The 22,518-nt window shown below is 42.1% G+C and carries 19 protein-coding genes and 1 pseudogene; 4 read left to right on the forward strand and 16 right to left on the reverse strand.

The window, feature by feature from the left end:
• Window positions 1–148 precede the first annotated feature (148 nt).
• The 10 genes from QOW94_RS07785 to QOW94_RS07830 all read right to left on the reverse strand — a co-directional run bounded on the left by QOW94_RS07785 (window position 149) and on the right by QOW94_RS07830 (window position 9,969).
• Window positions 149–2,140, reverse strand: coding sequence for a cation:proton antiporter (locus QOW94_RS07785; protein ID WP_283679798.1), 1,992 nt, complete (start codon window positions 2,138–2,140; stop codon window positions 149–151).
• 405 nt (window positions 2,141–2,545) lie between these two features.
• The gene (locus QOW94_RS07790; protein WP_283679799.1) at window positions 2,546–3,037 is read right to left on the reverse strand and encodes a hypothetical protein; all 492 of its coding nucleotides are present in this window, start codon (window positions 3,035–3,037) and stop codon (window positions 2,546–2,548) included.
• Window positions 3,038–3,115: 78 nt separating this feature from the next.
• Window positions 3,116–3,610: a hypothetical protein gene (locus tag QOW94_RS07795; protein ID WP_283679800.1), complete on the reverse strand. Its 495-nt coding sequence runs from the start codon at window positions 3,608–3,610 to the stop codon at window positions 3,116–3,118.
• A gap of 148 nt (window positions 3,611–3,758) precedes the next feature.
• A complete protein-coding gene (locus QOW94_RS07800; RefSeq protein ID WP_283679801.1) occupies window positions 3,759–4,622 on the reverse strand; it encodes a shikimate dehydrogenase in 864 nt (287 codons plus the stop codon).
• Complete coding sequence (locus QOW94_RS07805) at window positions 4,615–5,130, reverse strand: shikimate kinase (RefSeq protein ID WP_283679802.1); 516 nt, start codon at window positions 5,128–5,130, stop codon at window positions 4,615–4,617. The genes QOW94_RS07800 and QOW94_RS07805 overlap by 8 nt, the downstream gene beginning before the upstream one ends.
• Before the next feature lie 12 nt (window positions 5,131–5,142).
• The gene (locus tag QOW94_RS07810) at window positions 5,143–5,988 is read right to left on the reverse strand and encodes a prephenate dehydrogenase (RefSeq protein WP_283679803.1); all 846 of its coding nucleotides are present in this window, start codon (window positions 5,986–5,988) and stop codon (window positions 5,143–5,145) included.
• Between the two features lie 4 nt (window positions 5,989–5,992).
• Window positions 5,993–7,285 (reverse strand): 3-phosphoshikimate 1-carboxyvinyltransferase, encoded by a 1,293-nt coding sequence (gene aroA, locus QOW94_RS07815; RefSeq protein WP_283679804.1) that lies wholly within the window; start codon window positions 7,283–7,285, stop codon window positions 5,993–5,995.
• Window positions 7,286–7,297: 12 nt separating this feature from the next.
• Window positions 7,298–8,464 (reverse strand): chorismate synthase, encoded by a 1,167-nt coding sequence (gene aroC, locus QOW94_RS07820; RefSeq protein ID WP_283679805.1) that lies wholly within the window; start codon window positions 8,462–8,464, stop codon window positions 7,298–7,300.
• On the reverse strand, window positions 8,461–8,739 hold the full coding sequence (locus tag QOW94_RS07825) for a chorismate mutase (protein ID WP_283679807.1): 279 nt from the start codon (window positions 8,737–8,739) through the stop codon (window positions 8,461–8,463). Before QOW94_RS07825 ends, aroC begins: the two co-directional genes overlap by 4 nt.
• A gap of 12 nt (window positions 8,740–8,751) precedes the next feature.
• Window positions 8,752–9,969, reverse strand: a complete 1,218-nt coding sequence (locus QOW94_RS07830) for an MFS transporter (RefSeq protein WP_283679808.1) — start codon at window positions 9,967–9,969, stop codon at window positions 8,752–8,754.
• Window positions 9,970–10,741: 772 nt separating this feature from the next.
• On the opposite strand from QOW94_RS07830, the gene QOW94_RS07835 reads away from it, so the two are divergent.
• The gene (locus tag QOW94_RS07835; RefSeq protein WP_283679811.1) at window positions 10,742–12,379 is read left to right on the forward strand and encodes a transposase; all 1,638 of its coding nucleotides are present in this window, start codon (window positions 10,742–10,744) and stop codon (window positions 12,377–12,379) included.
• Between the two features lie 47 nt (window positions 12,380–12,426).
• On the opposite strand, the gene QOW94_RS07840 is transcribed toward QOW94_RS07835, so the two are convergent.
• On the reverse strand, window positions 12,427–14,568 hold the full coding sequence (locus QOW94_RS07840; RefSeq protein ID WP_283679812.1) for a DUF5776 domain-containing protein: 2,142 nt from the start codon (window positions 14,566–14,568) through the stop codon (window positions 12,427–12,429).
• A 200-nt stretch (window positions 14,569–14,768) separates the two neighbouring features.
• Here QOW94_RS07840 and QOW94_RS07845 point away from each other — a divergent pair, with 200 nt between their 5' ends.
• Complete coding sequence (locus tag QOW94_RS07845) at window positions 14,769–15,155, forward strand: DUF805 domain-containing protein (protein ID WP_283679813.1); 387 nt, start codon at window positions 14,769–14,771, stop codon at window positions 15,153–15,155.
• Window positions 15,156–15,201: 46 nt separating this feature from the next.
• Here the strand turns inward: QOW94_RS07845 and QOW94_RS07850 are convergent, their stop codons facing one another.
• Together QOW94_RS07850 and QOW94_RS07855 are read right to left on the reverse strand one after the other, a co-directional pair.
• Window positions 15,202–16,815, reverse strand: a complete 1,614-nt coding sequence (locus QOW94_RS07850; protein WP_283679814.1) for a DUF5776 domain-containing protein — start codon at window positions 16,813–16,815, stop codon at window positions 15,202–15,204.
• Between the two features lie 127 nt (window positions 16,816–16,942).
• Complete coding sequence (locus QOW94_RS07855) at window positions 16,943–17,431, reverse strand: GNAT family N-acetyltransferase (protein WP_283679815.1); 489 nt, start codon at window positions 17,429–17,431, stop codon at window positions 16,943–16,945.
• A 597-nt stretch (window positions 17,432–18,028) separates the two neighbouring features.
• Between QOW94_RS07855 and QOW94_RS07860 the strand changes: the two genes are divergently transcribed.
• Entirely contained in the window at window positions 18,029–18,358 is a 330-nt protein-coding gene (locus QOW94_RS07860; RefSeq protein WP_283679817.1) for a matrixin family metalloprotease, read from the forward strand.
• Between the two features lie 64 nt (window positions 18,359–18,422).
• A complete protein-coding gene (locus QOW94_RS07865; RefSeq protein WP_283679818.1) occupies window positions 18,423–18,728 on the forward strand; it encodes a hypothetical protein in 306 nt (101 codons plus the stop codon).
• Between the two features lie 83 nt (window positions 18,729–18,811).
• Here QOW94_RS07865 and QOW94_RS07870 read toward each other — a convergent pair whose 3' ends face one another.
• The 3 genes and pseudogenes from QOW94_RS07870 to QOW94_RS11110 form a co-directional block, all read right to left on the reverse strand.
• Window positions 18,812–19,480 (reverse strand): DUF975 family protein, encoded by a 669-nt coding sequence (locus QOW94_RS07870; protein ID WP_283679819.1) that lies wholly within the window; start codon window positions 19,478–19,480, stop codon window positions 18,812–18,814.
• Between the two features lie 209 nt (window positions 19,481–19,689).
• On the reverse strand, window positions 19,690–21,297 hold the full coding sequence (locus QOW94_RS07875; RefSeq protein WP_283679820.1) for a DUF5776 domain-containing protein: 1,608 nt from the start codon (window positions 21,295–21,297) through the stop codon (window positions 19,690–19,692).
• A gap of 211 nt (window positions 21,298–21,508) precedes the next feature.
• A pseudogene (locus QOW94_RS11110) lies at window positions 21,509–22,497 on the reverse strand (IS30 family transposase).
• Between the last annotated feature and the right edge of the window lie 21 nt (window positions 22,498–22,518).

The following is a 22,518-nucleotide window of genomic DNA, read 5'->3' on the forward strand; positions in this document are numbered from 1 at the left end:
GTATAACTTCAATCGCCGCCAATTAACACTAAAAGGCATGACTCCGATAGAATATCGAAATCATGCCTCAAATAAGATTGCCTAATTTTAATTATTTAACTGTCCGCTTGACACGGAGTAGCTCCATGATTTCTCACTGACCTTTTTGTTATTCCCGGAATACTTCCACGTTTTGAATGTAGGTAATCTCATCGAAGGATATTCGTTGTTGCAGTCGTTCGGCAAGCTCCGAACTAATTTGCCCAGAAACCAATGCGTCCTGGATCAACTCGTACTCGGCGTGGAACGCCCGCATAAACATTTGGTAGATAATATCGGGGTCAACTCGGCTCAAATGGATTCGCCGGTGACGAGTCCGGTAGAAACGACGAACAAAGTTGATTTCCACCCCGTTTTTAGCGTCATAGTTCTTTAGGAATTCCATCACAGCGTCGAAGCCAGCTTGTTCGATTGGGAGAATATCTTCACCATGTTTTTCGAACTGATCACGCCAGTAAATTTCCTCGAGGGCAACTGGGGCAGTTAAGAATGCCTCTTGAGCCTGGTGAAGATTTTTGTACAACCGACCGATATGCAGGCCGAATCTAATTCTCAACATGATGTTTTTCCAAATCTTATCGTCGGCTGAGAAGTTGTTCAGTTTGAGAAACTGCAAGTAGTAGGTCATTTCATCATCGGTGATCTTACCATCAGCGTGAAGCTTCCGAATCGCCTTCTGTTCAACCTGATGAGCCTCGTTCATGATTTGGCGCTGAACTCGTAAGTTTGGCGTTCCATCAAGAACTAATTGTTGCTGAAGGGAATCGATTACGATTTGAGCTTCGGCTTGGTGTTCCTTTTCCTTGGATAAATCACTAATAGCAGCTTGAATCATCCGTTTGACCCAACGATACCGTGGCGACTTCTCCGCCTTGGTTGGGAGGATGATTGGAATCAGGATAGTTGGCGTTATCAAGCTGACCAGAATAATGACTGCCGCGATGAAGATCAGTGGCCCCCGGTAAGCAAAAGGTTCGTGGCGGATGAAGTTTGGCATTGAGAAAGCCAGTGACAAGGTAATGGTTCCGTGAGCACCACTTAGGGCCATGATCAAGCTGTCCCGCCAAGACCGCTCGTGATTGCTGTTCGTTCTAATCAGGTAATGGCTCCACACCATCCGAACCAGGGTTTGAGCGATGTAGAGAATAATCCCTAGAATTACTAAGCGGTAAATTGCGAAGTCGGGGTTGGTAGATGCTCGCATGTATTCAACAACGTCAGGCAAGGAAAGGCCTAGGAGGACAAACACCGTCCCAGTTAACATCCCCGAAACGATTTCCCAGACGTTGCTAGTAACGATTTGCATCCGTGATGAGTTCAGTCGGAGTTTGTTCCGCTCAGAACTTTGAGCAAGCCCAGCGGCAACTACGGCCAAAATTCCAGACATTTCTAGTTTTTCAGCTAACAAGTACACCAAGAATGGAGTGAGAATCTGAATCGTGACCATAATCAGTGGAGTGTCGTCGTGATATCTAATTAAAACAGAACGGGCACTGACGATCAGCATCCCCATCGCAGCACCAAAGATAATTCCACCTAGGAACTCCCAGATGAATAGTGTGGTGGCCTCCCCAACGGAAAAGTCACCAGAGATGTAGGCGGCTAGGGCAACGTCAAAGAGGACGATACCAGCAGCATCGTTGAACAGTGACTCGTTTTTCAGAATCCCCATCTGTTCTCTGGCAATTGGGTTTGCCTCGAAAATCGAATTAACCGCTGAGGCGTCGGTTGGCGTAACGACCGCCATCAAGGCAAAGGTCAAGCTGAACGGCAGGATTGGGTACAGAAAGTGCAACCCACTACCAATCAGCAGGACGGTAACGAAGACCAGCCCAACCGCTAAGGAAATAATATTCAGAATTGATCTTCCTATCCACAGACGGGAACTGTTTTGAGCCTCATTGAACAGCAACGGTGCAATAATCGCCAGTGCAAACGTGGATGGATTTAGCTGAAAGTCCCGGTAAACCGGAATAATAGCAAGAATCAGCCCCGCTGCAATCAGAAAGAATGGCAGTGGGATAAAGGTAATATGCCGGGAAACAATCGTGGCGCCAACCACGGCGGCCAGAATGATGGCAATCAGAAGTACCTGATTCATGGGTTAGTTTCCCCCTTTGTTTTAGTAAGAGTATCTAGAGTTAAGTAAATCATATCTAGGCTAAATTACAAGAATAACGGCTAGGGAGTGGGACAGAAAGCATACGAAGATGCTTTCGTCGTTCCCCGCAAAGAGCACTACAGAAATCTTTGATTTCGTCTTAGTGCCCCAGCAAGAACAACAATTAGTGAATTCTGCGAAAAGCGGGATTCACTCTTGATGTTTATTGCCAACCAATAATAACTGAGACCCATTATTCATGGTTCTCAGTTATTATTGGTTGCTGTATGTAGCAAGAATTTGGATAAAAGCAAAAATGCAACGATAATTTCATGAAAATGAATTATCATTGCATTTTTTCGATGTAGTTAGTTCTGTCCCACAACCATTCTTTTTATTTGGATCTTAAGCCAGGATTTGAATCGTGGCGTTTTCCTTACTTGAAGATACGCCGTACCAGAACGAGCCATACTGAGTATTCAGCGTCTTAGCTCGTTTGCCATTAAATCGGGGAACGTTCGAATCCGTCGTCAAAATTCCGTAGGCAAAGTAACCAGTCTTTTTGATTGGCACGAAGTCATAAACCGTGTTGGCCTGCATTTGACCAATTGGCTGCACCTTGGTTGAGATGTTGTTATAACCCAGGATGCCCTTCTTCATGTACTGAACAATGACGATATTCTTAGCAACCCCCATCAGAACCTCGTTGCCATTCTTATCAACCTTAACCTCAGTAAAATCGCCCTTGCCCACTGACTGCTTATACTTCTTCGCAGTCTGGTTCAAGTTATACTCCGCTGACCGGTTGTGAGTGTACATGTGAATTCCGCCCCATGCGATCAAAATCACTAAGACCGTAGCTAATACAATTGAAATAGTTCGTTTATTATTTTTCATATTCAAAACTCCTATGTAAAGTGTGCTTGCACTAACAGAAGTGTAGCATTTTTCTTTACATAGGAGTAGTTATACCGCTTATTTTTCTTTATACTCGACCGTGATTCCTGAATTCTTCTTGGAAAAGCTGTACCAAAAATCAGCGTTCTTTGTTTTTATATACAATGGCTTCTTACCATTGACGGAGACCACTTTTTTGCCCGGCTTCATCTTGCCAAACGCGAAATAGCGGGTGTTCCTAACTGGCCAAAAGTGGCCAATCTCATCCGTATCAATCTGGGTTAACGTTTCAACTTTAGTGGCAACTGGCCGATAACCAATCGTTTCCTTCTTCATGAATAAAACAATTAGTCTATCCTTGGTCGTCCCAAAATAAATGCGGTTACCGTGATCATCAGCTTTTAATGACACTGAATCTCCAGGTTCCACTTTTTCCTTATACTTTGTGGACACCTTTGTGAGAGCCTGATCAGCGGAAGCGTTCCGTTTAACAGAATAAATAACACCCGCGGCAATCAACACAATAACTCCAAACAAAATTGATAGTAACAGTCGCTTTTTATGACTCGACATACAGTAGCTCCTTAAACTCCCCCGCTTCTTCATATTACTATGCCATGAAATTAGATTGTTTACAAGTAAACTAAAGGTTACATAAGTCGCTCAATTATTGCTACGGTGGCATTTGAAAACGATATGATTCTAAAAGAATTTTCTTATATCAGTCTTGTTTTCGAGCCATGATCTCCCGATAAACAACTTTTTTAATCTCTGCCGTTGGCATTTTATTACCAGTCCACAATCTGAAAGATTCCGCTGCTTGATTGATCAGCATCCCAATCCCGTTGATTGCCAAATTACCATTCTGTTTTGCTTGACTTATTAGTGGCGTTGCTAGTGGGAAGTAGATGGAGTCGAACACTACTGTTTGTGGGGATAAGAGGGCTGGGTCGATTGGAGTGTGGTCATCCCCCGCCATGCCAACGTTAGTGGCGTTGACCAGAATATCGCTTTCTCCAAGGATAGCCTTCATTGAATTTTGATTACCAAACGGGTGAACTGATATTAGATCAGACCAGCCTTCAAGTTCCTGCTTAGTAGTCGCAAACGTTGCGTTTTGCCGTTTGAATACGTCAATCTGAGCCGCATTATTCCGGATCAATGCCAAAATGATTGCCCGAGCGGCACCACCAGCTCCTAAAACCACCGCCCGTTTGCCTGCTACCGCAACTTGCTCATCGGCTAACGCCTGAATGAAGCCAACCCCATCAGTACTTGTCCCAAAGAGTTTGCCGTTACGATTTACCACAGTATTGATTGCCCCTAATTTTTGGGCATCGGGTGTCACTTCGTCCATGTGGCGTAAAGCCTCGCGCTTGTAAGGCATTGACAGGTTGAAGCCGCCAATTTTCATCTGTTTCATACTATTAAAGACTGAACTAAGGTCGTCAGTTTCCGTATCAAACGCCAAGTAGGCCCCATTGATTCCCAGTTGCTTAAAAGCCTCACTATGAATCAGTGGCGACAGGCTGTGATGGGCTGGGTGGGCCAGCAATCCGTATAATTTTGTATTACCATCAATCATTGCTAACTTTCGCCCCCATTTGGTGAATAATTTCCGTTGCGATTGCCTCGGGGGTCTTCCCATCGGTTGATATCTTAATATCCGCAACCAAACTATATGTAAACTCACGTTGGCGCTTTAAGTCAGCCAACCCATCCCGACCCAACTTTTTGACTAAGGGACGATTAGTTTGCTGGCCAACTCTGTTCATTACGGTGTTGATGTCCGCATCAAGCCAGATGATTGGCGTTGAAGTCTGCTTCAAAATCACCTGGTTATCGGTCATCATTGGGGTGCCACCACCAGTGGCCAGAATTCCACCAGTTTGCAGAGCACCAAACAAAGCCTCTCTTTCAGACTGCCGAAAGAAATCCTCTCCCTTGGTGGCGAAGATGTCAGGAATCGTCATGCCGTTGTTCTGTTCAATCATGCGGTCAAGGTCATGGTAACCAGCGTGAAGTATTTCAGCTAGTGCTTGGCCGACTGTTGATTTTCCACATCCCATAAAGCCAATTAAAATAAAATTCATCCTGATCATCTCCTAATCAATTTCTTGTCTAATGGTTTTGGCTTGGTCGAGGTACTTTGTTAGTTCAATTTCGTTACCATCCTCAATTAATTGCGATAATTTTGCAAGCTCTTGTTGGTAATCCTTTAACCCATCAAGGACCTGATCTCGGTTCGTCAACAAGATATCCGTCCATACTTGGGGGTTCGAAGCCGCAATTCTTGTCGTGTCTTTGAACCCACCAGCAGCGGCTTGGATTACATCTGGAATTGGGTGTAGTTTGTTAGCAACTGAATTAGCCAACGCAAACGCCGCAACGTGAGGAACATGGCTCAGTTCGGCAACAATCATGTCGTGCTCATCAGGACTGACGATTTGCCAGTGACAGCCGGCAGATGCGAGCAGCCGTTGAATCGTGGTCGTCCCCGTCTGGTCATCTACGCCCGGAACCAAAAAGTACGTCGCATTATTGAAAAGCGTGGCTGTACCAGCTGGTGCGCCAGACTTATGGGAACCGGCCATCGGGTGACCACCGATGAAGTGAACGGTATCGGGTAAATCGTGAGATGCCTCAATAACATCCCGTTTGGTACTGCCGGCATCAGTGACGATTACTCCTGTTTTAAGCGGCAAAGTGGTGAGTTGTTGAATCTGGTCTTTGATCTGTTCCACTGGGGCGGCTAGGAAAATAATGTCAGCCATCTCAGCTCCAGCCTTAAAATCTAGAGTCTGGTCAATGACCCCTGCCTCTTCAAGAAAATTGCCATTGATGGGATTTGGGTCAAAACCAGTGATGGTGACTGTTTGGTCAGTTTGCTTGATTATCCTGGCAATCGAACTGCCAATCAGCCCTAATCCAGAAATAAATACCGTTGTCATTCACTCATCCCCTTACTAAGCTAGCTAAATCTTCAAAGAAGTTTGGGTAGGAAATGGCCACACTTTCGTCACCAATCAACGTCATATCTTTATCGGCAATCAAAGCGGCGATTGCTAGCACCATTCCCACCCGGTGATCGCCATGACTATCAAGTGATTCGCCGGTGGCGTGCCAGGGTTTGGTGCCATCAATTACGAACCCATCGGGTAGCTCTTCAATGGCAATGCCTAGCTTTTTGAATTCCTCAGTAATCACAGCGATGCGGTCGGTTTCCTTGACTCGAAGTTCACTGGCCCCAGTGATGTGACTAACGCCATTAGCACAAGCACAAAGTAGCGCCACTACTGGTAGCTCGTCGACCATTGAAGGAATTTCGGCTTCGGTCACTTCGATTGGTTGGAGAGCAGACGTGCTCACCGTAATGTCCGCAATTGGCTCCGTTTTGTCATCTTGGTTGCTGAAGGCTATGTTGCCACCCATGCGTTGGATAACCTTCAACAAACCAGTTCGGGTGGGATTGACCCCCACGCCCTTGAGAGTGACTTTTGAGTTAGGAACGATTAGGCCAGCAGCCAAAAAGTAAGCAGCTGAGGAAATGTCGCCGGGAACCGTCAGCTCGATACCGTGTAGTTCAGGGTTGGGTTCAACGGTAATCGTTAGTTGGTCACTGGCTGTCTTAACATCTGCACCAAACGCCCGCAACATAATTTCGGTATGATTTCGGGTAGGGAGTTTTTCCGTGATAGTGCTTGGACCATCGGCCTGCAAAGCCGCTAAGATCATCGCACTTTTCACTTGAGCTGACGCGGTTTGAAGTTGATAGCTAACGGCGTTGAGCTTGGTTCCCGTGACCGTGGCTGGTAAATGACCATTAGTTGTGGAAATGGTAGCCCCCATTGTAGCCAGTGGTTCACTCACCCGTTTCATTGGTCGTTTAGACAGCGAGTCATCCCCAATCAGTTTGGTAGTAAATGGCAGCCCACTAAGAATTCCCATCATCAGTCTTGTGGTGGTCCCGGAGTTACCCATGTCTAGCTCATGAGATGGTTGCTTAAGGCCGGCAAACCCAGCCCCTTTGATGGTAACCGTGTCATTACTGACGGCGATGGCAACGCCCATATCCCTGAATGCCCGAATGGTCGACTTGCAATCATCGGACATCAAGAAGTGGTGAGCCACCGTCGTGCCATGACTGATTGCCCCAAACATTACCGAGCGGTGGGAAATACTTTTATCGCCAGGAACCTCAATTGTTCCCTGGACCCCTGTGCTGATTGAACTAATTAGTTTTCTCATCTTATCCCCACCTTAAAAGTTCTCAATTTCCTGTCGGTAGTCAGCAATCTGGCGTTGAAGGCGCTCAATGTTACTACCATCAAACGTGTCGGTAATGGCTTTTGCCAGTTCAATAGCAACAACGCTCTCAATCACGATTGATGCTGGCACGATTGCCGTGGTGTCGGAACGCTCAACGCTGGCTTTCTTAACTTCCTTAGTTTCAACATCAACACTTTGAAGTGGTTTGTATAAAGTAGGGATTGGCTTCATAGCCCCCCGAACAATAATCGGCATCCCGTTGGTCATTCCACCCTCAAAGCCACCCAAGTGGTCGGTCAAGCGATCAAACCCCTGGCCTTCATGCCAATCAATTTCGTCCATTACGTCGCTACCCTTGCTCATCGCAGCTTTAAAGCCATCACCAAACTCGACCCCCTTAAATGCGTTAACGCCAACTACGGCCGCCGCAATCTTTGCGTCTAGCTTGGTGTCCCAGCTGATGTAGCTTCCTAAACCAGCAGGAACGTTGGTGGCAACTACTTTTACGATGCCGCCAAGGGTATTCCCCTCTTTTTTGGTTTCATCAATCAAGTCGTGAATCTCATCAACTTTATTCTGGTCAGTGATTCGCAGATCGTTTTGGGTGATCGCTTCTTCAATCTCACTAACGGTCAGGTTTTTGGCGGTATCGGCTGGTTGATTACCAATCGTGTCGACAAACCCGACAATTTGAATGTCAAGCTGATTCAGCAGTTGTTTGCAAACCGCTCCCACTACAACTCTCATCGCGGTTTCTCTGGCAGATGACCGTTCCAAAACGTTCCGAAGGTCCCGGTGGTTGTACTTCATTCCCCCAACCAAGTCAGCATGACCCGGTCGAGGACGTTCCACCTTGCGCAAGGTGTTTTCAGCAGTTTCAGGTGAAGTTGGGTCCATAATTTGACTCCAATGAGCGTGATCTCGGTTATTAACAACCATCGCTATCGGTGAACCAAGGGTTTTGCCGTGCCTAAGCCCACCAACAAATTGAACCGTGTCATGCTCGATCTTTTGCCGATTGCCCCGGCCGTAGCCACCTTGTCTTGCTGCCAACATTGCGTTGACCTCATCAACATCAATCGTTAGTCCAGCGGGAATGCCTTCAATTATCCCGGTTAGTTGGGGTCCGTGTGATTCTCCTGCAGTTAAGTAGTTCATTGTTTGCCTCCAGTAATTTCATTTTGGTATTCCTTTGATTCATCCATAATTTCTCGAAAAACATTAGCGATATATGCCTGTTTGGCAGGATCCTTAATTCTGCTCAGGACTTTATCGATTACTGCGTCCTCGCGATTGGAATTGAAAATCGCAATACCGTTTTTTTGTTTATAATCGCCGACCTGATTAACGACCTCAAACCGTTTTTCAAGCAACAGGGTGAGCATATTATCAAGTTCGTCAATCTGGTTCCGAAAATCGTCTAATTCTGTCATTTAGATGGCTCCTTATTTTATTTTTGCGGATGATACGTGATCCATGACAAGTTTAGGGTTGGCAGCAGGAACCTTTTGGGCACAAAGCGCTGCAACTAACGCCAATCCGGTTACAAAAATACCAATAAACACGTCAAGATTCATAATCATCTGGATATTGTTAGCCAACCAGCCCGTCACTACGGGAACCGTAAAGGTCGCAATACTTCCAAACGTCATGTACAGGCCAGTGATGACTCCCTTTTGAACCGGCAACACCTTCAATAGCATGTTCAACGCCACTTGGAGAACCCCACCCGCTGCGGTAAAACCAAATGCCCAGCAAGCGATGGTAATCAACAGCTGGTTTGTCAGAACACTGATTGAAAGGATAGCAACTAAAGAAATGGCAGTGTTTGTAAGTAAGACCTTCGCCTCAGCAACCCCCATCTTCAGGATAATGAAGGTTACAACAACGCCCATGATTGACCCGATACTGTAGAGTGACAACAGGCCGTGAGAAGTGACCATCAATAAGTGCAGCTTTTGGTGAGCAAAAATCGTGATCCACTGGGTAAACAAAATCATGATGGCCATTGAGGTGAAACCGTAAAGTGATAAAGCAATGGCAGAGATGACTTTACGTGGTTTGGAGATAGTTACTGCTTGTTCCTCTGATTCTTCTGCCTGCTTCATCGTTGGGAAGTGAATTTTCCGAATGAGGAGGAAGTTAATAACCAACAAGATGAGGGGCAAGACGAATGACCAACCGAACCATAAATTACGAGTTTCCAACGTTGCAACGATTAGGGGGAGAATGAATTCACCCATCGACATGAATGCCTTAATGAACACATTCGATGCACTGGAACTACCACCCATTTCAACGAATGTTGGGTAAGTCCCTGAATCCAAGGCAGAGTTGGCAATTCCGGCTAAAACAGCGAAGAGAAAGGCAACGATGATGCTCTTGGTCAGTGGAATCCCAATAAAGAACCCCGTGTAGCTGGCCATTCCAACCATGATGATCGTCTTGCGGCCAATTCGGTCGGATAGGTAGCCAAACAGGGAGTAAGCAATCAGCTTACCAATTCCAATTCCTGAAATGACGTACGATACAGTGGCTAATGGTGAGTGCCAAAACTTCTCGAGTTCTTGCATGTTTTGAGTCAAAATGATTAGCCCAATGCCGTGAACTAGGTAATTAAGGTACAGGCTAATTGATAGTTTGCGTTTTTCGATATGCTCCATAATTCTCTCCTCCTAATAAAAAAGCCAGCTGGTAAATCCAGCTGGCCCTTCGTGGTAAAAGAAATTCACGGAGACTATCCATTTCACCCAGCTGGATCGTTACGTCTAGCTGGTAGTAAACTAATGCACTTACCCATCAGACGCGAACGCTTGTGAGGCGCCCGCGACAAACGGACGCTATCTAAACCAATATAGATAGCCATAATAATAAGTGTTTAAGTTTAAAGTGAATTGTCGCATGACAGTCATCCTTTCATTTGTATGTTGAATACATTAAAACAAAATTAGAATATGATGTCAATGGTTAATTGTAAATTAATGATTAAGTTGACGATACGGAACTAATTTTTTGATTAAGTAACGAAACCAGTTCTTTTACAGTACTTATGGAACGTGGTGGGCACAGCTTTGAACTTTTCTAAAATTCGAAAATTTCAAAACCTGACCTTATCGTAAGGAGTAAACTCCTAACGATAATTTCACCACTGATAAGTATTGTTTTTTCACTGGTTTCTCAAACACACTAATCAGTTTCTTTAACCTATAATACAACAATGATTGAACAAACAACATACATAGACGTTTTCATTGCTAATCACAAAGAAACACTAGACCTTCAGCCGTGAAATGAGGCTGGGACATAAGTCCCAGCTAACGCAAAAAAACTTCGGAAATTAATTTTTCCGAAGCTTTTTTGAATTCTATGTAGCACAGAGAATTCAACTCTGCTATTCTTAAATCGACGAAAGCCCAAGGATAGGAGCGAATCTCTATGTATAGACATTATAACAATAACCAGACCAGTTTAACATTGCCATTGGAAATTTCAATTTCAGAAACGCACATCGTCCGCGCCATTAGCGCGTTTGTGGATACTATTCCATATAAATTAGTTTATGGTGAAGAGTCAGCCTTTGGCCGACCCCAATATTCACCGTTAACGATGCTCAAAATGATGTTATTTGCCTACTCACGGAAAGTGTTTTCTGGGCGAAAAATTCAACAAATGGCCGAAGAAAACATTCCAATGAAATGGTTGATTGATAACAGTCTGTTAAGTGACGAAGCGATCTTTATCGATGGCACCAAAATCCTCTCCGATGCCAATAAGTATTCTTTTGTTTGGCGAAAAAGCACGGAAAAATTTGAAAGTAAGTTGGACCAGAAAACACAGAACTTGTTTAACGAGTTGATTCAAAATAAAGTCAATCTAGCAGTAGAAAGTGAAATGGATCCGACGGATCCCAAAACACTTGAAGCTGAAGTGACTGCACTGGACACCGAGATTAATGAATTAGATCAACAAATCAAAACCGAAAAGGTGATTCCTGGCGGATCAGCCAGGAAACAACGTCGTCGTAAGTTAAAACATTTTCGTCATCTAGTACGAGATGAATACTTACCCCGTAAACAAAAATATCGCCAATATCATAAGTGGTTCGGTAATCGGACCATTTTCTCTAAAACGGACCATGATGCAACTTTTATGCGGATGAAAGAAGATCCGATGCAAAATGGCCAGTTGAAGCCGGGGTGCAATCTGCAAATCGCTACCCAATCACAATTTATCCTCTACTATCAAGTTAATCAACGTCCTACGGACCAACGCACTTTAATTTCATTTTTAAAAGCAATGAACTTTACTCAAACTCCAGTTAAATATATTGTCGCCGATGCAGGATACGGAAGTGAACAAAATTATAAATTTATCGAAGATGAGTTAGGAAAAGTGCCATTAATTCCGTACACGATGTACTTAAAGGAGCAATCAACAAAATATCAAACTGATTCTAGTAAAGTGATGAACTGGGAATATCACTCAGACGAAGATTACTATGTGGATAATCACAATATTCGTTTTTCATATTATGGTCGTAGTCATCGAAAAGATACGAGCGGATTTGAACGTGATTTTAAAGTATATCAAGCCGATGAGTATGATGATCCAGAGGGTTACTACTGGTCAACAACCCAATCCGGTAACCAACGAAGAATCAAGATCAACCCCAAATGGGAATCACAAAAGAAATATGTACGTGAACAGCTTTCAAGTCCTGAAGGAAAGGCTATTTTCGCTAAGCGAAAATTAGAAGATGAGCCAGCCTTCGGAAATTTGAAGGCTAATTTGCGTTTCCGTCGATTATCGGTACGTGGATTAAGACAAGTAAATAATGGATTAGGGATTATCCTAATGGCAGCAAATATGAATAAATTGGCCTTGATGATGGCCAATTTTTCTTATTTTTTACTGATAAAAGAAAAACTGGATCATATTTTTCAAAAAGTCATGAAAAATATGATCCAGTTTATTTATTGGCGGGACTTATGTCCCGGCCTCAGGGTAGTATTTGAGACTACAGGCTCAAATCTATCCCCACGGCGTTCCAAGGTCAAAGTGGTTCGTGTTTAGTATTTCAAAAAGGCCCCCACCGTTCCCGATGAGGGCCTCCTACTCTATTATTTTGTATGCGTTACTTTAACGAAATTGCTGTTTGCAGTGACGTAACCACCGGCAACGAAGTAACGTTTTGCACCAGTATACTTTGTACTATATTTGTGAGAATAATCATATTTCTTAACAGTTAATCGAGTTCCTTTACGGATATATTTCTTAACGTACTTAAAGTTAACATCGCTATAAAGTTTGATTGTCCGTTTGACAGTAATCTGCTTAGGTTGCTTTACCTTGCCCATTTGAATGAGCTTGCGGTTACCAGTGATGTAGTTGCCATCACTAAGCAGAATGTAGCGACTAGCCAAATTGTGAGAAGTGATGCCCTTTACCTTGAGAGTCGTTCCCTGTTTGTGATTCTTTACCTTGCCAGTCAGGTTCTTGTTCTTGTACTCATTCACACCAAGTGGGCTGATAACTGTGAACTGTTTGTGCATTGACCGGTAATATACAGGAAGGACGTACTTGGTGTTGGCGGTGATGTAGCCCCTCATCCCATACGTACTGCTGTGGTGGTTCACATCCCGAACGTAATAACGCAACCGTCCCTGTTTGGAACGCTCATAACCCTTTACGACAAACATTGGCCGGTAAACACGTGGCTTTTTAGTATAGAATTGCAGGCGTTCTTTCTTATTGAAGGTTTTGCCGGCATACATGTAAATGTGATTTGTTGAGTAAACGACGTCGCCTTCAACAGCAATCAACCCACCCTGCATCTCTGTGTGGGTTGGCGTAACGTTGCCACTTGGTGGGGTAACAGCAGGTGTGTTATTGCCGCCATGATTTGGAGTTGGCTCAGGACTTGTTGCTGCCTTAACAATCAAATCAGGGGTAATCGCCGTATCATTGCCGTGACCAGTGTAAGTCATCGAATTATAGCCCTTACTATCCGTGAATTGAACTGTTACTGGATACACCCCAGGTTGTGGATTCTTAGGATCAAACGATTCATTAGTCTCTTTTCCATCCACATATCGGTGACCAATACTATACTGGGCAAAATTATCTAGTAGCAGTGGTGTATTAGGGGCATCAAAATGATAGGCCTTAGTTACAAACGACTTTGCCTCCAATGGATAGTTTTTGTCCGCAGTACTGATAGTGACGTTCCGAGTATCAAGAATTGGTGAGAACGCAAATTTCTCCTTAGGAAAATATGATAATGCCGTTGTATTTTTAGAAGATGTCACCTGACCACTGGTTCCGTGATTTCCTTCAAACCAGGGTGTGATGTTAGCTTTAGCATCCCTACCCTCTTGGCTTGGGATTTCAACAGAGAATGTTGCACTAATTCCATCAACCCCTTTATTCGCTGCGGGCCAATTCTTCATCGTGATGACAAAGCCACCATCAACATTTGCCGGCGCGCTAATTGTGTAGTCTTTACTATCAATAACATTATTCCAACTATCAAAAACCTTAACGCTGTTCTTATCAATTGGATAATTTGACTGCACATATAGTTTTTGATTACTGTATTTATCCATTCCCTTAACATTAGCTTGAGCATAGGCCGTCATTCTGCGATTAATAAAGAAGTACTGCGTATCTGTAAAGGCATCCTGCATATCAGCAGGAATATTATTCAGAGAAATAAAAGTCTGATTAGTTTTAAGCCCAAACACCTCAGTTGAGGGCGTGTCACCTCCCGGAGTCGGGTTGGGGTCCGTCTTATCAACCGTTAATTTATGTTGGTAATTGATGTTTAACCCCTTAACACTGACATTAGATGTCACTTCTTTACCGCTGGGATTTGATAATCCTACCCGGACGGTAAACGTGACTGGGTCACCAACTACTGTTGATAGATCTAGTTCTGGCGTAATTGTGACCACATTGCCCGTTTTTTTAGCATCAATGTCAACGTTGTCACTATTTAAATCACCAACTAAACTACCATCGTTGTCGCCAAAGGTGATCTGAATTGGTTTATCCTTGGTAAAGCCTTTGATTTCAGACTTCGGAATACTAAACGTAAAATTGGCTGAATCCTGGGTACTTACTAATCCAGTATTTTTTTCAAAATTTGTCGTAACGGTTGCTGCTTTGGAGTTCAGTCCCGTCGCAATAAACGCAACAAGAAATACTCCCAACGTCATTAGCAGTATCCTAAAACTTTTAGCTAACGTTCTGCTACTATCCATAATTGTCCCCCCATATGTATACTACGTGATACTACCCCCACTTTATCACTCTGTGTCAATTTGTTAATGCTATATCGAGTTATTGTGCCATTTTGTAAAAACGTTGATTATCTCTTGGGTCAATTAATTGAGCACGTTATTTCTCTTTCCATGTTGATTATGGCAAAATGAAGCTATTAAAAAGTAAGGGGGATTTCAAAATGCATGCATATCGTGAATTCTGGAGCAAGATGTTTGTTTTCAATGCAACCGCAACCCGGACTCAATACTGGCCAGCATATTTGATTAATATTTTATTTGTTTTTATCGTAGCGCTTCTGACTGGTCAGTATAACGAGATTGGCAACTACGCCAACTATAATGGTGACTTTCCAAATAATTCGTTTACCTTTGCAATTTTTACATTATTAGTTTGGGTCGCTAACTTCACCATCAGAGCAAGACGGCTACACGATTCGGATCACAGCAATTGGTGGTTATTGATTGGAATTATTCCACTTATCGGGGACATCTGGTTGTTTGTTCTATTACTACTACCATCCAATCCAAACTCACGCTGGACGGTTAACCAATCCGACGTTGATTAAATTTCAGACCAAAAAAAGACTCGATTCGAGTCTTTTTTATTTGAAACTATTTAGTTACCTTAACAAAACTACTATTACCTGTGACATAGCCACCAGCAACGGCGTAACGAAGTGCGCCAGTCTTGTTCATATCGTTCTTACGTGAGTATTCATATCGTTTAACAGTCAATTTAGCACCCTTGCGGATGTACTTCTTTGCGTGTTTGAAATTAACATCCTTGTATAACTTAATCGTCTTTTTAACAGTAATTTGCTTAGGTTGCTTTACCTTAGTCATGTTGACGAACTTCCGGTTACCAGTGATGTAATTACCGTTGGCAAGCAAAATGTACCGTGATGTTAAGTTGTGACGAACGATATCCTTGGTCTTAAGCACTGTTCCTTGTTTGTAGTTCTTAACCTTACCAGTCAAGTTTTTGTTTTTGTATTCATTAACACCAGTTGGGTTGATAACGGTTAATGATGAATGAGCTCCGCGATAGTATACTGGTCGAACATAGCTACTTTTTGCAGTGATGTAACCCACTTTACCAGCAGTCTTACTGTTGTGGTTAACATCCTTAACGTAGTATCTCAATCTACCATTGTTATCACGAACATAGTTAATAACAACAAACATTGGCCGGTTGATTCTTGGCTTCTTTGCGTAGAACACCTTTCTTTCAAACTTCTTAAAGTTGGCGTTCTTGTATAAATAGATTGGCTTCATTGAGTACACTGCTTCGCCCTTAACTGGAACTAAACCGTCATTTAGATCTGGCTTTGGTTCGGGTGTGGGTTCAGGAGTTGGCTCAGGATTGGGCTTTGGTTGTTCTGGAGTTGGGGTTGGAGTTGGAGTAGAAGGTGCTTTAACAGTGAAACTTGTGCGAATTGGAGCTAACACAATATTATCGTTTGAATTATTCTTGTTGGTATACACGGCTGCTTTTCCAACCTGAACCTCACTAGGACCATTGTAATTATCTAAAGATGACTTAACAGTTTGATTGCTAGTGTTTAAGTCGAAAATAACTTCATACGTTCCTGAGCTATCAGGCGTATACTTTGCCGAGCTAACAGGGGTTGTTGGCAGAACCACTTTGCCATCTCGAAGTATAGTGACATTAAACAAACTATTAAAAATAGCTATTTTAGTAGCATCGTCCATCTTACCAGTATCGGTTCCATTTCCCATAAATCCATATTGAATTGATTTTGATACGAAATCACTGATGGTAAAATTTTTAGATGCATCATTTAATGAATCATAAACAACTTTCGTATCTGGATTAGCTGCAAAGGTAAAATCTCCCAAATATGCTTTAAAATTATCTGCCGTAACTTTAGACATGACAGTACCTTGATATGGGGATTTATAGTTCACCGTTGCTTTACCATCATTAGTATAGATTCCGTTGATTTTACCAACTTTAGATTCAGTAGGGATTGGAACTGGATTAGGATTTGAGGGTGCAGTGCTATCAATAGCACTTTTAGTCATTGTGACAATTGTCCCTTCTCCATCTGCCGATACTAGACCTGGATTTGCCTGGAACGTAGCTTCAGTACCACCAAGTATTTTGTAAGTTGTAACATTCGCCTTCGCACTTACCCCCATCAATGCAAACAACGTAAATGTCGCAATCATGCCTAATAAAACTCTAAAATGTTTCTTTTTCATACATTGTTCCCCCCCTTTAAAAAATAAAGATGCTCTATATCACTAGATTAAGCAATATAGAGCATTATTTCAAGGTTATAATTCGAAATGTCACAATATTTTTTATTTATCCGTAATTTATGGATAACTAAAGCGTCAAAACCATGTTATACCAAGTTTCGCCAGCGTGAGATGAATCCGACACGCCCTCATTTTGATACCCGTTATCTTCATAGAAAGATACTAGTCGTTCCAAACAGGTCAAGGTAATCGCCTTTCGCCCTTGATCACTTGCCACTCGCTTTAATTCAGTCAGTAATGCACTGGCAATCCCGTGGTGTTTGAAGTCTGGGTGAACTACTAAACTCAGAACGGTTTGATAGTCATCGTTGGGATCATTTGCGACCGATTTTTCGTATAGTTCGTCATCAATATACCGTTTGTTCGAAGCGGGGCCAACAATGTACCCAGCAAGCTTGCCGTCCTCAACAGCGGTAATAAAAGTATCGTTGATCACTTTGATTCGTTCGAGCATACTATCAAAACTCGCAGCTTCATCGGGGGTAAATCCGCTATTTTCAATTATCATTATTTGGTTGATTTGATCAGGTTTGGGATGGGAAAAATTAATATTCATGATTACTCCTTCAATTGTTGTAATATAGCTATCCTATCAAATTCCGCAAAAACTATGTAGCTTATTCCAACATTATTACAAAAGTATTCTTTTAATAGTGAACCAGATAGTCTAATATTACCTTGAATAAAAAAACATCCCCCGAGGTAACATTATGAAAATTGCTAACCCCCTTGTCCTTGTTACCATAACTTTCATGCTAATGGTTCCCGTTCCAACTTATGCCAAAGGGAACATTACGAAAATCAATCGAACTGGTAAGGCCATAAACAATAAGTATTATTACTACAAAAAATTCCAACTCGTAAAACTAAGAAACTTGGTCACATTAATAAAAGTGCCATTCTTCACTTCGACGAAAAGGCAAAAAATGGCCACACAACCTACGTTCGGTTTAAATATACAAAAACAAAGCACGCTTGGATCAACGCTAAGGCGATTTCATTTAAAATCTGTAACTCTCATAAAACACCTAAGAACACCCCAACAGAAGGGGTTAAATGGCCAACCGCTAATCTCGACTACTCAATCACTAGTACCGATCCCGAAGTGACCATAATTTGGCGAGAAGCGGTGCTGGCCTGGAACAAGCTAGGGGTGGTCAGTTTAACAGAGTCAGCCAATGCCCCAATCCAGTTAGGCGAAAGCAGTACGCCTCCGTCTGACCTATCTTCGGAAACGGGTGCTTTTACTCACTACCACCGCGACGGTAATACTATCACCTCCGCCAACTCGCAGTTACTGCTTAACAAGATTGATAAGAACGGTTATACCTATCTAGAAAAAGTTGGTATCGCAGAACATGAAATTGGTCATATCTTAGGCCTTGCTCATAGCAAAAATCCCCGTTCCATCATGAGTCCAACAGTTGTTGACCAAAAAATCTCCACCCCAGATATAAATGCCCTTAAGTTAATCTATGAATAGAATTGGTACAATTTACCAAATCCTGCTATCATAACTTTAACAAGCATGTTAAAGGGGTAGAAACATGGTATTAATTTCAATTGTTTTAGACATCATTACCGTTCTCAATTACGTTCTCCAATATCAAATTGGAAAGCACTTTGACTTTATTTTTTACGTTGGTATCGGAATTCAGGCGGTAATTGCAATCACTCTGCTATTATTTGCGATTACCTACAAGGGTCAAAAGAATTTAAACATTCCACTAGCCAAAAACGACGTTCCGACTTTAAGGTACTCCGTCATTATGGCTTCCTTCATCATCAACATTCCTTTGATCTTTCTGTACGTACTAAATTTAATGGGAAATCCGATTGTATTTGGCGGATAAACCAAAAGGGCAGCGATAATTTCAATAAAACGAAATTATCACCGCCCTTTTTTGATGGATTTAATTATATGTCGACTTCTTTGCTATTCAGTCGGTTGTTCTTGATCAATCATATTTGGATTCTCATAAGCTTCTTTTAATTCCACATAGAAGTTAGCTTTAGTTTGTTGAATGTAAGGAACGACCCTGATCATCCCAATTCCAATTGTTATAAGTCCAACTAGTTCCCAACCAATGAAGGAAAGATCCATGATAAACAGGTCCGCTTTGTGGCCAGCCATCATTTCTTCACTTTTTGAAATTGCATCCAAAAAGCTTATCTTATTACCGTCATCAATTGCATCTCGGTAAATATATACGGCCTGAGAGTATGAGTATGACTTAATAACACCAGGAATAACCAAAAGCAACATCCACAAGAATGTGAATATTCCCATGATGATTTCAATTAATAGCGATCCAATAAAATAGTTTCCGTTTGAAAAAATGAACAGTGATTTCTGACCGACACCATCGTGGCCGATTCTTTCCCGTGAAAGATCAATACAGACAAACATCACTCCATCTAGTAATAGCATCGCTACTATTTGGAACAGCAAGCTCCATGAAAAACTACTGTCTCGCTCCCAATAACTAACGATTAAGTTACCAATGTTTGCTAAAAAGTATGGCAAAAATAATGCGAAGTACTGGCCAAAGTAATGGTTAATCCATTCTTTAGCACTTGCCTTTAATTCTTGACGTGTTGGCATTAAGTAATCTCCTTAAGAATAAAATTATATACGTAGCTGAATATACCATAATGACTACTTAATGATAAGGGTAGTTTGGTTTACAAAAGGGTGTAACAAGAATTTGGATATGAGCAAAAAAACAAAAGTAATTTCATAAAAATGAAATTATCATTGTTTTTTCGCTGTGCCTAGTTATGTTCTGGCCTCTTTTTTGTATTAAGGAAATATTAAGCAACTACTTTTAAGTACTTACTATTAGCGGAGATATAGCCCCCAGTAACTGCGTAACGCTTAGTCCCAGACACATTCAAATTGTCACCATATGAATAATCCCAATTCTTAACCCGTAATACAGTACCCTTTTTCAAAATTCGCTTTGTATGATTCAAATTAACATCAGATGTTAGCTTGGCATTTGTCATCAATTTTACTTTCTTTGGTTGAGTTAATTTACCACTCAAAACTAATTTCTTGTTACCAGTGATATAGCTACCGTCACTAAGCACAAACCTAGTCGTTAGATTGTGGGTAATGTAGCCCTTTACCTTCAGAGTTGTGCCCTGTTTCAAATGACCAACCTTATCCTGTAAGCTAATCTTTCGATATTTGTTAACCCCGGTGGGATTGATAATCGTAATCGTCTTATTGGTGGTTCTGTTGTATGCTCCGACTACCCGATTTGATCTGGCAGTGATGTATCCACGTTTGTTATCATACTTGCCATTGTGGTTCACATCGCGCACGTAATACCGCGTGTTCCCGGTTGCTGACTTAACCGTCTTGAGAACAACAAACATTGGTCGCTTTACCCGTGGCTTGTTAGCATACATTGCAATCCGTTCTGACTTTTTGAAATTGCTGTTTTTATACATGTAGAGTGGTTTAATTGCATAAACCACCTTGCGTGAGTTGCTGACAGTAGTTTCTTTATTTGTATTTGTTGTGCTAGGTTTGCTAGTCTGATCACTTGTTGCGCTTGATTGATTACTTGAAGATTGGTTATTCGTGTCAGGCTTGGTGGTCGAAGTTGCTGACCCACTACCTACTTGGAATTTGGCAGTAACTGATCCTGGGACAAATACTTCAGTAATCTTACCGTTGTCTGAATCACCGGTATCGTAATAGTAGCCGTCAGCATTCTTTTTATATTCAAGTTGTGAGAAGTAGCCATCATAACTTGAAGGTTTGAATGCAAACTCAACCGTGTAGGTGCCTTCCTTGTCTGGTTTTGTAACCACATTACCATTAGCATCTTTTAAAGTTACATTGTAATCATTAGTGATCGACTGAGAAACCTCATCAGTACCACCAACACTTGGCTTCAATACACTCAATGAGTTATCGTCGTTAACCCCACCACTAATAATGAAGGCAACGCTGCTCATTGGTGTCCATTGTTGAGCATCAGCCACCGTGTTGTATTTCAACTGATTGTTTGGTTGAAGATAGTTCATTCTTTCAATTGACAAGCTATTGCCGGCGATTGCACTAAGTACCGTTTCACTATCAGTTGAAGCTTTCAACCCAATAGTTCCAGTTGATTGGTTGTACACAAACGCGTTACCAGTCTTGTTGGTGTCAGCTCCCAATTCATAACGTGAGATTTGATTTCCTTGAATTGAACTCGCAACCGTTTGTGGATTGACAGAAATATAGTTCGTTCCCACTGGATTTGAAACTCCACTTGGGGCTTTGAATTGAGCGTCACCTCCGACTAACACATATTTATATGCAGTTGTATCAGCATTGGCCTTAGTTTCACCAATTGCCATTACCCCCAACAATCCTAGCGTTGCAATTAACGCCACTTTGACCCATTTTTTAAAATAAGACATTTTTGTCTCCCCCAAATCTATTAATAAACTAATATTATGACAAAATTATATCATTAATTAGCTCCATAGAAGCATTTTGACAAAATAAAAAAGGAACGAGCCTCTCAGTGCTCATTCCTTCTTCATTGGATATTTTCAAGTTAGATTAAATGAAACTATACCTTCTGGTATTAATGAGCATCATCAATGGCAGTTTTTTTATCTTGAATTGTCAAATTAAGTGCAACGCAACGTAAAGAATGATTCGTATGGTGTTTTCCAGCCTAGACATTTACGAGGACGCTTGTTCAACTTAGTGGCATAGCCCTGAATTTCTTTATCATTGATGGTACTGATATCCACTCCCTTAGGCATGTATTCTCTCAATAAACCATTGGTATTTTCATTGGTTCCGCGTTGCCAAGGGGAATTAGGATCCGGAAAATAAAAGGGAATAGCTTTTTCTTCGGTGATGCTTTGTACATTTGCAAATTCTTTTCCTCAATCAGGAGTAATACTGAGGATCAAACCAGGCCACTGTTGGATCGCATGATTTAATCCCTTTGTCACCTCCGGTGACATGCGCTTGGCTACTTTTTCAATGAGAAGGTAGCGGGTTTTGCGGTCAACTAGGGTTAAAACACAAGCCTTACCATTCTTCCCCTGTACTGTATCGCCTTCTCAGTGGCCTCGTTGTATCCGATTGTCTGCTTCGGAGGGACGATCATAAATTCGGTTTGTGATCCTAATTTTGCCACGCTTTTTTTGATAGTCTTTGGTATGCCGTGATTTTCCATGGTGTCGAAGATGGCGGATTGCAGCCTTACTGCCGAGCTTAAAGTGGCCATCTAGTTTACCTGAGTAAACCGCACGATAAATGGTGTTTGAGCTTAACTGGACTTTGTGGTTTTCAATTTTTAGGCGATTACTGATTTGTTCTGGAGACCATTGGTCTTCGCAGAACAGTTCTCGAATGGTTTCGAATACTTTAGGGTTATCAATCAACCGCTTTCGACCACATTTGCGCTTTCGAAGCTGATATTTCGATTGCGCCCGGGAAGGTGAGTAGCGCTTGTTAGTGGTATTACGGCGTAATTCGCGGGAAATTGTTGCCGGACTTCTATCGATAGTGTTAGCTATCAAGTGTAATGAATAACCTCGATGATTCATTAAGAATATAGTTTCACGTTCTTCTATGGTAAGATGCTTGTAGTGGCTCATAGCTAGATTCCTTTCATGATT

The sequence above is a fragment of the Lentilactobacillus sp. Marseille-Q4993 genome (genome assembly GCF_951230165.1).
In the GTDB taxonomy this organism is placed as follows: Bacteria; Bacillota; Bacilli; order Lactobacillales; family Lactobacillaceae; genus Lentilactobacillus.